The sequence below is a fragment of the Nitrospirota bacterium genome, assembly GCA_040757595.1.
In the GTDB taxonomy this organism is placed as follows: Bacteria; Nitrospirota; Nitrospiria; order Nitrospirales; family Nitrospiraceae; genus JBFLWP01.
In genome coordinates this window covers 55,593-69,137 of the sequence record JBFLWP010000006.1, presented here as the reverse complement: position 1 = coordinate 69,137, position 13,545 = coordinate 55,593, and the positions used below count along the sequence as shown (strand labels likewise).

14 protein-coding genes are annotated in these 13,545 nt (G+C 65.6%); 12 read left to right on the top strand and 2 right to left on the bottom strand.

Features of this window, described 5'->3' with window-relative positions:
- The first annotated feature begins 156 nt into the window (after positions 1 to 156).
- The 10 genes from secA (at position 157) to AB1411_07435 (ending at position 11,036) form a co-directional block, all read left to right on the top strand.
- Positions 157 to 2,883: a preprotein translocase subunit SecA gene (secA, locus tag AB1411_07480; GenBank protein MEW6543436.1), complete on the top strand. Its 2,727-nt coding sequence runs from the start codon at positions 157 to 159 to the stop codon at positions 2,881 to 2,883.
- Positions 2,884 to 2,951: 68 nt separating this feature from the next.
- Positions 2,952 to 3,557: a peptide-methionine (S)-S-oxide reductase MsrA gene (msrA, locus tag AB1411_07475; GenBank protein ID MEW6543435.1), complete on the top strand. Its 606-nt coding sequence runs from the start codon at positions 2,952 to 2,954 to the stop codon at positions 3,555 to 3,557.
- Between the two features lie 122 nt (positions 3,558 to 3,679).
- Positions 3,680 to 4,975, top strand: coding sequence for a glycosyltransferase family 87 protein (locus AB1411_07470; protein ID MEW6543434.1), 1,296 nt, complete (start codon positions 3,680 to 3,682; stop codon positions 4,973 to 4,975).
- A gap of 33 nt (positions 4,976 to 5,008) precedes the next feature.
- On the top strand, positions 5,009 to 5,815 hold the full coding sequence (locus AB1411_07465; protein MEW6543433.1) for a polyprenol monophosphomannose synthase: 807 nt from the start codon (positions 5,009 to 5,011) through the stop codon (positions 5,813 to 5,815).
- Positions 5,816 to 6,001: 186 nt separating this feature from the next.
- Positions 6,002 to 7,285 (top strand): DEAD/DEAH box helicase, encoded by a 1,284-nt coding sequence (locus AB1411_07460; GenBank protein ID MEW6543432.1) that lies wholly within the window; start codon positions 6,002 to 6,004, stop codon positions 7,283 to 7,285.
- Positions 7,286 to 8,114: 829 nt separating this feature from the next.
- Positions 8,115 to 8,774 (top strand): hypothetical protein, encoded by a 660-nt coding sequence (locus AB1411_07455; GenBank protein MEW6543431.1) that lies wholly within the window; start codon positions 8,115 to 8,117, stop codon positions 8,772 to 8,774.
- 212 nt (positions 8,775 to 8,986) lie between these two features.
- The gene (locus tag AB1411_07450; GenBank protein ID MEW6543430.1) at positions 8,987 to 9,451 is read left to right on the top strand and encodes a hypothetical protein; all 465 of its coding nucleotides are present in this window, start codon (positions 8,987 to 8,989) and stop codon (positions 9,449 to 9,451) included.
- A gap of 85 nt (positions 9,452 to 9,536) precedes the next feature.
- Complete coding sequence (locus AB1411_07445) at positions 9,537 to 9,824, top strand: type II toxin-antitoxin system Phd/YefM family antitoxin (protein MEW6543429.1); 288 nt, start codon at positions 9,537 to 9,539, stop codon at positions 9,822 to 9,824.
- Positions 9,821 to 10,243 (top strand): putative toxin-antitoxin system toxin component, PIN family, encoded by a 423-nt coding sequence (locus AB1411_07440; GenBank protein ID MEW6543428.1) that lies wholly within the window; start codon positions 9,821 to 9,823, stop codon positions 10,241 to 10,243. Before AB1411_07445 ends, AB1411_07440 begins: the two co-directional genes overlap by 4 nt.
- Positions 10,244 to 10,358: 115 nt before the next feature.
- Complete coding sequence (locus tag AB1411_07435; GenBank protein ID MEW6543427.1) at positions 10,359 to 11,036, top strand: tetratricopeptide repeat protein; 678 nt, start codon at positions 10,359 to 10,361, stop codon at positions 11,034 to 11,036.
- 87 nt (positions 11,037 to 11,123) lie between these two features.
- On the opposite strand, the gene AB1411_07430 is transcribed toward AB1411_07435, so the two are convergent.
- Positions 11,124 to 11,687 (bottom strand): hypothetical protein, encoded by a 564-nt coding sequence (locus AB1411_07430; protein ID MEW6543426.1) that lies wholly within the window; start codon positions 11,685 to 11,687, stop codon positions 11,124 to 11,126.
- Positions 11,688 to 11,861: 174 nt separating this feature from the next.
- On the opposite strand from AB1411_07430, the gene AB1411_07425 reads away from it, so the two are divergent.
- Both AB1411_07425 and AB1411_07420 read left to right on the top strand, forming a co-directional pair.
- The gene (locus tag AB1411_07425; GenBank protein MEW6543425.1) at positions 11,862 to 12,404 is read left to right on the top strand and encodes a nuclear transport factor 2 family protein; all 543 of its coding nucleotides are present in this window, start codon (positions 11,862 to 11,864) and stop codon (positions 12,402 to 12,404) included.
- A 148-nt stretch (positions 12,405 to 12,552) separates the two neighbouring features.
- The gene (locus AB1411_07420) at positions 12,553 to 13,314 is read left to right on the top strand and encodes a hypothetical protein (GenBank protein ID MEW6543424.1); all 762 of its coding nucleotides are present in this window, start codon (positions 12,553 to 12,555) and stop codon (positions 13,312 to 13,314) included.
- A 27-nt stretch (positions 13,315 to 13,341) separates the two neighbouring features.
- Here the strand turns inward: AB1411_07420 and AB1411_07415 are convergent, their stop codons facing one another.
- Entirely contained in the window at positions 13,342 to 13,539 is a 198-nt protein-coding gene (locus AB1411_07415; protein MEW6543423.1) for a hypothetical protein, read from the bottom strand.
- Positions 13,540 to 13,545: the final 6 nt, after the last annotated feature.

Here is a 13,545-nt window from a genome sequence, read left to right as displayed (position 1 = left end):
CCGCGGCGACGCTCCTGCGCCGGACTATAAGACGGAGCGACGGGCGAAATCAATGAGCGGTGCAGGAGGGCCTTTGCCGATTTTGCTTCGCGTGGGAATTCCTGTATACTGCCGGATGGTCGGACAAATCCGTCTGTAGTCAGAACAGGTTAGCTGATGCTGGTTCGCCTGCTCAACGCCCTCTTCGGCAGCAAGAACGACCGGGAAATCAACCGGCTGCGGCCGATCGTCGCCCAGATCAACGGCCTGGAGACATCCCTCGCCCCCTTGTCCGATCAGGCTCTCCGGGACAAGACCGAGGAGTTCAAGAAGCGGCTGGCGGACGGCCAGGCGCTGGACGACCTGCTGCCGGAGGCCTTCGCCGTCTGCCGGGAGATGTCCAAGCGCCGCCTCGCGATGCGGCACTTCGACGTGCAGCTCCTGGGCGGCATGGTCCTCCACCAGGGCAAGATCTCCGAGATGAAGACCGGCGAGGGCAAGACCCTCGTCGCCACGCTCCCGCTCTACCTGAACGCGCTCACGGGCAAGGGCGTGCACCTGGTCACGGTCAACGACTACCTGGCCAAGCGCGACGCCCAGTGGATGGGCCCGCTCTACCACGCGCTGGGCCTCTCGGTCGGCGTGATCCAGCACGACGCCTCCTTCTTTTTCGACCCGGCCTACGACGCCCCGGACAAGCGGCTCCAGCACCTGCGCCCCTGCACGAGGCCGGAGGCCTACCGGGCGGACATCACCTACGGAACCAACAACGAGTTCGGGTTCGACTACCTGCGCGACAACCTGATCGTCACCGACATCGGCCAGTGCGTGCAGCGGGAGCTGAACTACGCGATCGTGGACGAGGTGGACAGCATCCTGATCGACGAGGCCCGCACGCCGCTGATCATCTCCGGCCCCACGGAGGAGAACACCGACCTCTATTACCGGATCAACGCGATCATCCCGCAGCTCAAGCTCGAGCGGGACTACACGATCGAGGAGAAGACCAAGACCGCCGCGCTGACCGACGAAGGCAACGCCCGGGTCGAGAAGCTCCTGGGCGTGGACAACCTCTACGACCTCGCCCACCTGGACCTGGTCCACCACGTGATCAAGGCCCTGCAGGCCCACGCGCTCTACAAGCGCGACGTGGACTACGTCGTGAAGGACGGCGAAGTCATCATCGTGGACGAGTTCACCGGCCGCCTCATGCCGGGCCGCCGGTGGAGCGACGGCCTGCACCAGGCCGTGGAAGCCAAGGAAGGGGTCAAGATCGCCAACGAAAACCAGACCCTCGCCTCGATCACGTTCCAGAACTACTTCCGCATGTACGCCAAGCTGGCCGGCATGACCGGCACCGCGGACACGGAGGCGGGCGAATTCGCGAAGATCTACAACCTCGACGTGAACGTGATCCCGACCAACCGCGCGATGATCCGCACGGACTACGCGGACGTCGTGTACCGGACCGAGAAGGAGAAGTTCGAGGCGATCGTCGAGGAGATCAAGGACTGCCACGAGCGGGGCCAGCCGGTGCTGGTCGGCACGATCTCGATCGAGAAGTCGGAGCGCCTGGCCGGCCACCTCAAGCGGCACGGCATCAGGCACAACGTGCTCAACGCCAAGTACCACGAGAAGGAGGCGGAGATCATCGCCCAGGCCGGGCGCAAGGGCGCGGTCACGATCGCCACGAACATGGCCGGTCGCGGCACCGACATCCTGCTCGGCGGCAACCCGGACTTCCTCTTCAAGCGTATCCTCTACCAGGACGAGGAAGGCAAGCTGACCGAGGAGCAGAAGCGGAAGGCCTTCGAGGAGATCAAGGCCGACTGCGAGAGGGACAAGCAGGATGTCGTCGCGCTGGGGGGACTGCACATCCTCGGCACCGAGCGGCACGAGAGCCGCCGCATCGACAACCAGCTCCGCGGCCGGGCGGGCCGGCAGGGCGACCCCGGCTCCTCGCGCTTCTACCTCTCGCTGGAGGACGACCTGCTCCGCATCTTCGCCTCCGAGCGCATCTCCAACCTCATGCTCAAGCTGGGCATGGAGGAGGGCGTGCCGATCGAGCACCGGATGGTCACCCGCGCGATCGCCAACGCCCAGACGAAGGTCGAGGCCCACAACTTCGAGATCCGCAAGCAGCTCCTCGAATACGACGACGTGATGAACAAGCAGCGCGAGGTGATCTACCAGCACCGGCGCATGATCCTCACGGGCGACGACCTCAGCGAGGAGGTCCGCGACATGATGGCCGAGGTCGTGGACTCGATGGTGAACGTCTACTGTCCCGAGGAGCAGTATCCGGAGGAGTGGGACTTCGCCGGCCTCACCGAGGCGGTCCACGCCCAGTTCGCGATCGACCTGAACCGGCCCGCGGAGGCGGCCGGGAACGGCGAGGTCGCGGACTTGAAGAGCCTGGGCCGGGACGCCCTGCGCGAGGAGCTGCTCGACCGGGTCCGGCGCGCCTACCAGCAGAAGGAGCAGGCCCTCGGGACGGAGCTGCTGCGCTACCTCGAGAAAATGCTGCTCCTCCAGGTGATTGACCACCACTGGAAGGATCACCTGCTGGCCATGGACCAGCTCCGGGACGGCATCGGCCTGCGCGGCTACGGCCAGAAGGACCCGCTGCTCGAGTACAAGCGGGAAGGCTTCGACATGTTCTCGGCCATGATGCAGCGGATCCAGGCGGACGCGCTGGAACGGCTCTTCCGCGTGCAGCCCGTCAGGGCCGAGCGGCCGGCCGTGGAGATCGCCCGCCCCGCCGCCCCGCCCCGGCTCGTGCTCAACCGCGGCGAAGAGCCGGCCGCCCCGCAGACCGTCCACCGGACCGGCGAGAAGATCGGCCGCAACGACCCCTGCCCCTGCGGTTCCGGCAAGAAATACAAAAAGTGCCACGGCAAGTAAGCCGCCCTCACGCCTTCCTGTAAGGGTCCAGCCCGATCTGCGACTCACGAGCAGGGAGGGATCACGCCATGAAGACCACCGGTTCGTTCACAGGGCTCTGCCTCGCGCTGCTGCTTGCCGCCGGAGCCGGCCTGGCCGCGGAGAGCGGCAAGCCGGCCAAGGCCACCTTCGCCGGCGGCTGTTTCTGGTGCATGGAAGAAGCGTTCGAGAAGGTCGAGGGGGTCGTCTCGGTCACGTCCGGCTACACGGGCGGCCGGGTGGCCCATCCGAAGTACGAGGAGGTGTCGGCCGGCGGGACGGGACACGCCGAGTCGGTCGAGGTGCTCTACGACCCGGCTAAGATCGGCTACGCCAGGCTCCTGGACGTCTTCTGGCGGAACATCGATCCGACCACGCCGGACCGGCAGTTCTGCGACCGGGGGAACCAGTACCGCTCGGCGGTCTTCTACCACGACGAGGAGCAGAAACGGCTGGCGGAGGAGTCCAAGCGGAAGGTCGAGCAGACCAAGCCGTTCAAGGAGCCGGTCGTCACGCAGATCGTCCCGGCCTCGCCGTTCTACCAGGCCGAGGAGTACCACCAGGACTTCTACAAGAAGAATCCGATCCGCTACAAGTTCTACAAGCACAACTGCGGCCGAGCCCAGCGGCTGGAAGAGCTCTGGGGCAAGTCCTAGGCGAGAATCGGGCGAGGCCGTTTGCGGCGTTGAACCCGTATCGCCCTTGTGTCCCACGGGCCGACTCCGTATACTGATTCCGATCCTGCCCGTTCCAATCCCCGTTAGATCCATCGCGCACGATGCTGGATCGTTTTCTGTCACGGCCCTGGGTGCAGCGATGGCTGCCCGTCGCATGTCTGATCGGCGCCGCCGTCTACGGGTACGTGATCGCCTTCCTGCGCGTGGCCCGCTTCCGGGATTTCGACGTGCACCGAGAGGTCGGGCGACGGTTTCTCACCGGCGAGTACCTGTATGCCGGCGGCTATTGCCACCCCTACATGCCGGCCGCGGCCATGTACTTCGCCCCGCTCGCGTGGTTCGACCGGGCGACCGGCATGGCCCTCCGGTACGCGATCGCCGTCGCCGCCTTGTGTCTCACGTTCGCGCTGCTGCATCGGATGGTCCGGGCCAGGCTGGAAGCGGCCGGACGGGAGGGCTTCACGCTCGCGGCGCTGACGGTGTTGCTGGCCTTCCCGTTCATCCTCCAGGACCTGGACGACGGAGGCCCCCACCTGATCCTGCTGGCCATGTTGACCGGCGGCATCTATGCGGTCTGGCGCGGACGCGAAGGGACGGGGGCGCTGTGGTTCGGCCTGGCCACGGCGCTCAAAGTCACCCCCGCGCTCTTCCTGCCCTTGTTTCTCTGGAAGCGTCAGTGGCGGCTCGCCGGCCTGACGGCCGCGGCCGCCCTGTTCTGGATCGCGCTGCCCATGGTCTGGATGGGAGCGGGGAGCTGGTGGAGCCATCAGAAGGAATGGATCGAGGTCGCGGCCGGCTCGTTCGTGGGGCGTGACAGGCCGGTGACCGTCGAGAACGAGCAGCGCGTCAGAAACCAGTCGCTCCGGCTGGCGCTGACGCGATACCTGACGATCCTGCCGGAAGACCACCCGCTCCGTCGCGACGACCCGGCTTACGTCCCGATGCTGGATCTTTCCCTTCCCGCGGCCAAGACGGCGGCGACGGTCGCCATGGCGGGGCTGTTGGCCCTGCTGGGCTGGCACGCGCGCCGTCCCTACGGAGGGCCTGGCGATCCGGCCTGGCCGAAGGAGTGCAGCCTGGTGCTGATCCTCGCGCTGCTGTTCTCTCCGGTCACGTGGGTGCAGCACCTGGTCTGGCTCGTGCCGGCCCTCTACCTGATCGTGGCGGACGCCCGAAGCGGAGGGGGGTTGGGCCGACCCGCCTGGGCGGCCTTGGGCGCCTACGTCGTGCTGGTGGACCTGCTCAACTACGAGCTGCTCGGCAAGCCAAAGTTCGCCGTGTTGCTGAGCTATCACCCCTTCACCGTGGCGATGCTGCTGCTGTTCGCCATCCTCCTCGCCGACCGGCCGCGCACAAACGCGATTTCCCTCTCCGCAAATCGGCACGCCGTGATATGATCCGCCCGCTTGAAGATCGAGCGCGATCATCCCATGCATACCGTCGTCGTCATCCCCACGTACAACGAGCGCGCGAACGTGCTCCCGCTGATCGAGCGCTGCCTCGCGCTGCCGGCTCGTCCCGATCTCTTCTTCGTGGACGACAACTCCCCGGACGGCACGGGCGAGCTGCTCGAGTCCCTGCGCGCCGGACATCCCGGTCTGCGCGTGCTGCATCGGCCGGGCAAGCTGGGCCTGGGGTCCGCCTACCGGCAGGCCTTCCGCCTCCTGCTCAAGGAGCCGTACGACTGCTTCGTGGAGATGGACGCCGACCTCTCCCACCGTCCCGAGTCCCTGCCCGACCTGTTCCACGCCGCGAGAGAAGCCGACCTCGTGATCGGGAGTCGCTACAGCGCCGGCGGCGGGGTGAAGAACTGGTGCCCGTTCCGCCTCCTGCTGAGCCGCACGGCCAACCACATCGCCCGCCGGCTGCTCGGCCTCACGGTAATGGACGCGACCGCCGGATTCCGGTGCTACCGGCGGGAGCTGCTCGCCGCGTTGGACCACCTCGACATCCGCTCGAACGGCTACGCCTTCCAGGTCGAAATGACCTACTTCAGCCAGCTCATGGGCTTTCGGCTGCGGGAGGTCCCGATCGTGTTCGAAGACCGCCTCCGGGCCGCCAGCAAGATGTGCCGGTCCGAGATCACCCGGGCCGCCGCCACCCTCCTGCGGCTCCTCCTGCACCGGCTGTCCAGACAGGGAGCCGCCGATCGTCTCAGATTGGCCGCGGAAGGGCTGGGCCCCAAGGTGCCGCCGCGACCGGCGGGGCTGTGCGAACAGCCGCCGGTTGACTTCTAAGGAATTGTCCTGTATACTCTGCTCCGTCACCGTCGAATGGTCCGGCGACCGTGACGGCCCTACAAGCCGGACCCCACAATCGCATCGCTATCAGACTCCTGCTCGGAGCGGACTCCCTCCCGATTCTGCCTCCCTCAGCTCTCTGACCCAGTGTTCATGCGATTACCTCGATAAAGGAGTCTTTCTGTGCAGACGACTGCTACGGCTACACCTCCGATCACCTTTCACTCGCTCGGCCTGTCCGAAGCCACGCTGCGGGCCATCGCCGAGGCGGGCTTCGCCGAGCCTACGCCCATCCAGGCGCAAGCCATCCCGGCCGGCCTGCAGGGGCGCGACGTGCTCGGCTGTGCCCAGACCGGCACCGGCAAGACGGCCGCCTTCGTCATCCCGATGATCGAACGGCTGGCCGGCAAACCGGGCGAACCGCTCCACGCCCACGGGCATGGCCCGCGCGGGCTGATCCTGGCCCCGACCAGGGAGCTGGCAATCCAGATCCAGCAGACCGTGGAGAAGCTCGGCCGGCACCGGCGGATCTTCGCCGCCGTGATCGTGGGCGGGGAGGACATGCAGGCCCAGATCCGGGCGCTGCGCCACCGGCCGCCGATCATCGTCGCGACGCCCGGCCGCCTGCTCGACCACATGTGGAACGGCACCATCAACCTGGCGCAGTTCTCGACCGTGGTGCTCGACGAGGCGGACCGGATGCTCGACATGGGCTTCGCCCCCCAACTCAACCAGATCCTGGACGCGCTCCCGGAGGAGCGGCAGACGCTGCTCTTCTCGGCGACCATGCCGACCGACCTGGGCGCCCTCGCCCGCGTCTCCGTGAAGAACCCGGTGCGGGTCATGGTGGGCAAGCCGGCGACGCCGGCGGCCGGCGTGACGCAGACGGTCCACCACACGACGCCCGACGCGAAGACGCCCCTCCTGCTCAAGCTGCTGAACGAGCCGGGCGAGAGCGTGCTGGTCTTCACCAGGACGAAGCACCGGGCCGACCGGCTGGGGCGGACTTTGGAGCAGTCCGGGCACCGGGTCGCCGTGATCCACGGGGATCGCCGGCTCTCGCAGCGCCGCTCGGCGCTCGAAGGGTTCCGGCGCGGGAAGTACCGGATCCTCGTGGCCACGGACATCGCGGCCCGGGGGATCGACGTGGCGAACATCGCCCACGTCATCAACTACGACCTGCCCAACTGCCCGGAGGACTACGTGCATCGGATCGGCCGGACGGCGCGGATGAAGACCGAGGGCCGCGCCACTAGCTTCGTGACGGCGGACGACCGCGACCAGATCCGCTCGATCGAGAAGCTTCTGGGCCGGCCGGTGCCGACCGCCGCCGGAAGCCAGGCGCCAGGGTACGCCCACGCGCCCCACGCTTCCCACGCGGCGCATCCGACGGAGGCCGCTCACAACGGCAGGCACCACCGGCGGCAGCCTCGCCGGTTCCACGAATCGCGCGGCCCGCGTCAGTAGCTCCCCGATTCCGAAGGGGCTTGCTCGGACAACCGGGTAGGCCCCGACCGGACCTTTTCCCCATGCCCCTTCCAAACAAGAGGGCACGGCGGTCGAAGCACATACGCAGGTTGATTTACCCGCGCCACCGGCGTATGGTCTGAGCGTCCCGATCGAGTACCTAATCAGGCTTCCCACGCCGGGAGCCCGATGCCGATGGACGGAACCGGGAGGCCCGCGGCATGACGCTGCACGGTGGCCAGGTCCTGTTGCTCCCCGTCCTGTTTGCGATCGCTCGGACCTCGATCGTCGCACGAGCCTCCTCCCAACCGGTCAAATCCAGCAGCACTGGCTCAGTTGGTTATGCGTACCCCGCCAACGGCATCTGTCCGCGTTCCGCCCGATCGAAGGTGACTTCGGTTCGCAAGAACTGAACGACCCAATCGTTCGGAATAGGCCAAACAGGAGGTGTCCCATGAAACCGACGGCCCTGGGAATCGCTGGCGCGATCGGACTTTGTGGCTTGGCCGTCATTTCCACCTTGGCTTTCGCGGAAATGCCCGCGCCAATTCCACCTGCCCCCATGCCCCCGCCAGATCCACCGCTAACCTCAATGGAGGGCTCTCCTTCTGACCCGCAAAAGATGCCTGCGCCGGACCCGCCAGGCACCCCTGGCGCCCCTGACAAACCTCGGAAACCCAAAGGCTCACCCCCCGCCTCCTTCTCAACAGCGCCGACCATGGACTCAGAGCCGGCAGCATTGATGCCGCCCCCCGAGCCACCTTCAACCGGTGTAATCGAAAGAAAGGCGGACAAAGCGGGCAGAAGCGGCGCGGAACGGTAGAAGAGCATGAGATTTTTCGGAATCGAAATAGAGCGGAAAACCGACATTCTTGCATTCGCCGCCTTCCTCTTGTCGCTCGGGGGGATTGTTTATCAACTCTACGGATTCTTCCGCGGACCTGAGGTCCGGCTGTTTGCACCGAGCCAGGTTCTGATTCGAGCTCACCGCTACCCGGGGCAAGCCAAGGACTATGTCAGACTGGCAGCGCGCATGGCCTACGTGAACAGAGGGCAATTGGACTACGGCGCGGTGATAAAGAATGAGTCGATCCGGTACAGCCTCAACGGGAAAACATACGAACAGGCGGGCCAGGAATGGGGCTTGTTTCGAACGGAAGGCGACGAACTCGTCCACAAGGATCCAGAGGATGCGAAGCCGTTTCCCATAGGCGGTGGAAGCGCACAAAGCCACGAAACGTACTTTGCCCCCCAGGTCGTACGTTGCAACGAAACCGGCCCTCCCTGCGATCCCGCACAAAACTTTTTGCGCTTCGATCAATTTGTCGATGGATTAGCCAAACTCAAAGAATGGCCGGTGACCGTCCAGGCGGCAGTCTACGGCGAGCGTGGCCTCAAGGAAGCCAAGTGCGTGATTCAGGTCGACAAACAATTGATCGAACGGCTGAACCAACGGAGATGGGCGGCCCCGCAATGTTGGGAAGACTGAGGCGGCGATGAGGGAGGGAGCGACGCGGTTCAAAGGCTCCCTTTGCAGATTGTTCCATCTCTTCCGCTCGGACACGGGCGGCTCGCGCCATACCAGCGCCATCGCCTGACACCGGCGTACGCGCGTTGACTTGCCTTTCTGGCGGGCGTAAGCTCGATCCAGTCCTCGGCCCACTGGAAATCGGTTCTCACTCCGCCCCAAGGAGGATCGCCATGGGAACGATCAACTGGAACCGAGTGTTGCTGGGAGGGATCGTTGCGGGGGTCATCATCGACGTGGTGGAGTGGCTGCTCCACGGAGTGATCCTGGGCCCCCAGTGGCGCCAGGCAATGCGGGAGCTCGGCAAGCCCCTCGTCGAGAGCCCGGAGAACGTCCTGTTCTTCATCATGCTGGGGTTCGCGTATGGGATCGCGGCGATCGGAACCTACGCGGCGATCCGTCCGCGGTTCGGCGCCGGAATGACCACCGCGCTGTACGCGGGGCTCGGCGTGTGGTTCCTGGGCTATTGTCTGCCCACGCTCGCCTGGTTTCCCATGATGCTGTTCCCGAGGCGCCTGCTGGTCACCGCGATGCTGGTCGGATTAATCGAGGTCCTGGCCGCGACCGTCGCGGGCGCCTGGCTCTACCAGGAAGAGCCGGCTCCGGGCGCGGAAGCCGCTGCCCGCCGGGCGGCGTAAGCGCAGAAGAGGCAATCGGCGCCCTCTGTCATTTGACGAGACGGCACACGATTGTGTACCCTATCGTCACCCAGAGGTGACGCTCATGAAGTTCATCACGGTACGAGATCTCCGCGGTCGCCCCGGTCAAGTATGGTCCAAACTGGCCCGTGAACGGGACGTGATTCTGACTTCGAACGGCAAGCCGATCGCGATCCTGTCGGCGGTGTCCGAGGACACCCTGGAGGACTCGCTCGCAGCCATCAGACGTTCGCGGGCCGTGACGGCCGTGGAAAGGATGCAGCGGGAGGCGATAGCGGCTGACGCCGACAAGCTCTCGCTTGACGAGATCAACGCCGAAATCCGGGCGGCGCGCAAAGCCCGCCGTCGGTGAAGGTCGTTCTCGATACGAACGTCCTCGTAGCCGGCCTTCTCTCCCCGTTCGGCCCACCCGGTGAGATCGTGCGCATGGCGGCCTCCGATGCGCTCACCCTCTGTTTCGACTCCCGCATCCTGACCGAGTATGAGGACGTCCTCAGCCGGCCCAAGTTCCCCTTCAAACCCGAGTCCGTCCATGCTCTGCTGGATCAGATCAGGGCAGATGGCTATCTTGTAGCCGGCGAACCCTTGGCGAGTCCGCTTCCCGATCCAACCGACCAGCCGTTCCCGGAGGTGGCCCTGACCGGTAGGGCCCACTGTCTGATCACCGGCAACGTCAAGCACTTCCCCTCGGGGAAATGCCAGGGGATGAAGGTTCTCTCACCCACGGAGTTTCTGGACTATTACAGGCGGAAGCGCAAATCCAAGCCCTAGCAGTTCGCGCAGCGCCCGTCCAAGGTGTCCCAAACCGCTCACGCCAAAGCTTAGTTCGCACTAACTTACCTTGTGCGATGGCTCCCCCAGGCGTACCATTTGCTCCATGCCCTCCATGCTGCGATGGTCGCGAAGCTTTGCCGTCCTCCTGATCGTCGCCGCCGCCGGCCCGTTAGAAGCCGCTCAACGGGAGGGGCCGACGGAGGCGGATTTGGAAGCAGAGTTCAGCCGGAGCCGGGAGGTGCTGCGGGCGGCGCCGCCGTTCGCCGGCGAGGATGCCGAGACCCACTTCCGGCGCGGCGAAGTGCTGGGCCAGCGGGGGGACATCACCGGAGCGACGGAGGAGTACCGGGCCGCGATCACGCTCAAGCCGAACTATGCCGAGGCCTACCGCGGGCTCGGCGTCGTCCTGATGGACCGGCACGACTGGGCCGGCGCGGCGGAGGCGCTTCGGGCCGCCGTCCGGCTGCGCCCGGGCGACGGCGAGGCCTTCTACTGGCTGGGCCGGTCCCTGATGGCGCTCGGAGAGTTGCCCGGCGCGGCCGCCGCACTCCGCACAGCGACGCAGCTCAGGCCGGATGACGCGGAGGCGTATGCCGATCTCGGCCTGGTGCTGATGGCACAGGGTGATCCGACAGGCGCGGCGGAGGCGCTGAACCGCGCGGTTCGGCTCAAGCCGGATAATGCGGATACTCACCGTCTGTTGGAGATCGTCCAGACCTCCCAGCAGGACCCGCAACAGGTCACTCGCGAAGCGCGCAAGATCCTCGATACCCAATTTGCTCGGGAGTAGTGGACGCAAAGCGCTGAACGATGATGCAGAACGCGGAACAGGCCCTCTTCACTTCATCGTTCATACTTCAGCCTTCACCGTTCATTTTTACGGTCGCCAGTCGGGTTTGGCCCCGCTGGAGGAAATGACCACGGCTAGCACGTCCAACCGGTGGGCCTCCGGCTGCTGCCAGGTCCGGAAGAAGAGGAGCTGGTTCTCGCGCGTTTCGACCCAGCCGACCAGCGCCCAGCCCGGCTGCGGCGGCACCTCCCCCTGCACGCAGGTCTTCCCACAGAGGATGACCCAGGGATGGCCCGGCTGGCCCATGCCGTACACCCAGACGGCGTAGCGGCCTCCGGGCAGCGTCGCCCTCGCGGTGAGCGGTGCGATGCCGGGCGCCGGCTGGCGGACCGACACGACGCGCTCGGCCTGCTCGCGCGGCACGCCGCAGCGGGTCGCCGTGGCATAGACCCAAAAGGAGAACTCCCCGGACGTGGCCCCGCACTCGCCCTCCGAGGACTCTACGCCTCCCTTCCAATCAGGAGCCCGAAGAACCTGCACGAGCGGCGCCTCCTGCGCCGGTGCCGGTTGCGCTCGTGCTTGAGCGGCGAACCAGCCGGCTGCCGCCAGCAGGATAAGGTTCAGGCTGAACAGGATCGAGGACGCCCGCATGACGATGCTTTCGTTGTAGCGAAACCTCCGCCACCGGTCAACCTGTGGCATAATGGCCCACCGACGGACAGCATTTCCATCAGGAGGGAGGATTCCCCTATGCCGCATCGTCTCATGATCCTGTTTCTGACCCTCACCTTAGCCGCTTGCAGCACCGATCACGGGAGGACTGCCATGACCGCCTCACAACAGCCAGGTTCGAATGATCTCGGCGCCGTCTTCGACGCGCATGTGACGCACGAGTTCGTGGACCACGACGTGGACGCGACGATGCGGACGATGGCCGCCACTCCCTACCTCCTCCACGTGCCGACGATGACCGGGGGCGCAGGAGCCGAGGAGGTCCGGCGTTTCTACGCGACTTACTTCGTCGGGAAGTGGCCGGCCGACACGAAAGCGGAGCAAGTCTCGCGGACGGTCGGCCGCGACCAGGTCGTGGACGAGTTGATCATGCGCTTCACCCACGACGTGCCATTGGACTTCATGCTGCCCGGCATCCCGCCGACCGGAAAGCCCGTGGTGTTGCCCGTCGTGGTCGTGATGAGGTTCGAGGGCGGAGAGATCGCCCACGAGCACATCTACTGGGACCAGGCCTCGCTCCTGGCCCAGGTTGGGCTGCTCGATCCCAAGGTCCTGCCGGTCACCGGCGCGGAGCAGGCCAAGGCCCTGCAAGACCGGTCGGTCCCGCTCAACCGGTTGCTGAATCGGGCCCGCTAGTCCCCCGCCGGCAAATCGTGAAGACCCCACGTCAATGGGAGATCGCAAACCCCATCGTCCGAAAGGAAGCCGGCCTCTGGCGCTGGCAGCCACCTGTGCCATGTGGCTCGCAGGCTGGCCTTTGTCCGTCCTGGCCGACGAGCCGTTGTTGGACAGTCTGACCGTGGAGTTCCTCTACACCCACTTCCATTATAGTGAAGAAGCGCCGGACCGGGAGGACGGTTGGCTGCCCGGCGTGGCTGGCACCTATGTGCATCAGGGACCGAATCGCCTGTACCTACGGTTCCGGGGAGAATATAGCAGCGGCTCCGTGACGTATTCGGAGGACGTCCCGGCCAAGACTTCCCAGGGCAGCATCATAAGACCCTTCTCGGATTTTAGCGACGCCACGATCTGGTCGGTGGAGGCCAATGTAGGATGGACCTGGACCGTACCGCAGGCACCGAGTCTGTGGGTCACGCCCTTTCTGGGCATAGGATACCGTCAGTGGGAGCGGACGACGGCGCCGAACCTGCAACTCGGCAACGAAGAATTGTACCGGTGGATCTTTCTCACCGGCGGTCTACGACTCGATTACGCATTCGCCTTAAGGTTCCGCTTCGCTCCGGAAGCGGCCGGCAAAATTCCCGTGATCGTGAACGAAATGCAGCATTCGCAAACGTCGAGTATCCAGGGGCAAACCTTCGACCTGCATAGTCAGCCTGGCTTTATTGTGCGGCTGCCGCTGTTCTACGACTGGACCGATCGGTGGAGCTTCATGACCAGCTTCGTCTGGGAGCAAATTTATATCGGCGGGAGCAAAAGGAATTTCTACCATGTGCCGTCCACGGGCGCGCTCGCCGATGCGTATGAACCCAATAGCCGCACGGAAACCCTGGGCATGACATTCGGCGTGCAGTATCGCTTCTGAGAGCGACCGTTTCGGCGTGTTCTCCTCCTACGATTCTTCAGGCGGCGGGATCGGGCCAGCCCACTGGCCCTTGGCCAGCTTCGCCTCCTGATAGCCGCCGTCCGGCCACTGGAAGCAGCCGGACTCGTCCACCTCGACGATGAACGGGTCGGTTTCGCCTGACCCCCGGTACCAGTACCAGCCCGGCTTCATCGGCGTCTCCCAGGTCCAGGTCAGTGCCGCCATGCGACT

Coding starts and splice junctions, on each gene's coding strand:
- secA (MEW6543436.1), top strand. CDS start 157: ATGCTGGTTCGCCTGCTCAACGCCCTCTTCGGCAGCAAGAACGACCGG.
- msrA (MEW6543435.1), top strand. CDS start 2,952: ATGAAGACCACCGGTTCGTTCACAGGGCTCTGCCTCGCGCTGCTGCTT.
- AB1411_07470 (MEW6543434.1), top strand. CDS start 3,680: ATGCTGGATCGTTTTCTGTCACGGCCCTGGGTGCAGCGATGGCTGCCC.
- AB1411_07465 (MEW6543433.1), top strand. CDS start 5,009: ATGCATACCGTCGTCGTCATCCCCACGTACAACGAGCGCGCGAACGTG.
- AB1411_07455 (MEW6543431.1), top strand. CDS start 8,115: ATGAGATTTTTCGGAATCGAAATAGAGCGGAAAACCGACATTCTTGCA.
- AB1411_07450 (MEW6543430.1), top strand. CDS start 8,987: ATGGGAACGATCAACTGGAACCGAGTGTTGCTGGGAGGGATCGTTGCG.
- AB1411_07445 (MEW6543429.1), top strand. CDS start 9,537: ATGAAGTTCATCACGGTACGAGATCTCCGCGGTCGCCCCGGTCAAGTA.
- AB1411_07435 (MEW6543427.1), top strand. CDS start 10,359: ATGCTGCGATGGTCGCGAAGCTTTGCCGTCCTCCTGATCGTCGCCGCC.
- AB1411_07430 (MEW6543426.1), bottom strand. CDS start 11,687: ATGCGGGCGTCCTCGATCCTGTTCAGCCTGAACCTTATCCTGCTGGCG.
- AB1411_07425 (MEW6543425.1), top strand. CDS start 11,862: ATGACCGCCTCACAACAGCCAGGTTCGAATGATCTCGGCGCCGTCTTC.
- AB1411_07415 (MEW6543423.1), bottom strand. CDS start 13,539: ATGGCGGCACTGACCTGGACCTGGGAGACGCCGATGAAGCCGGGCTGG.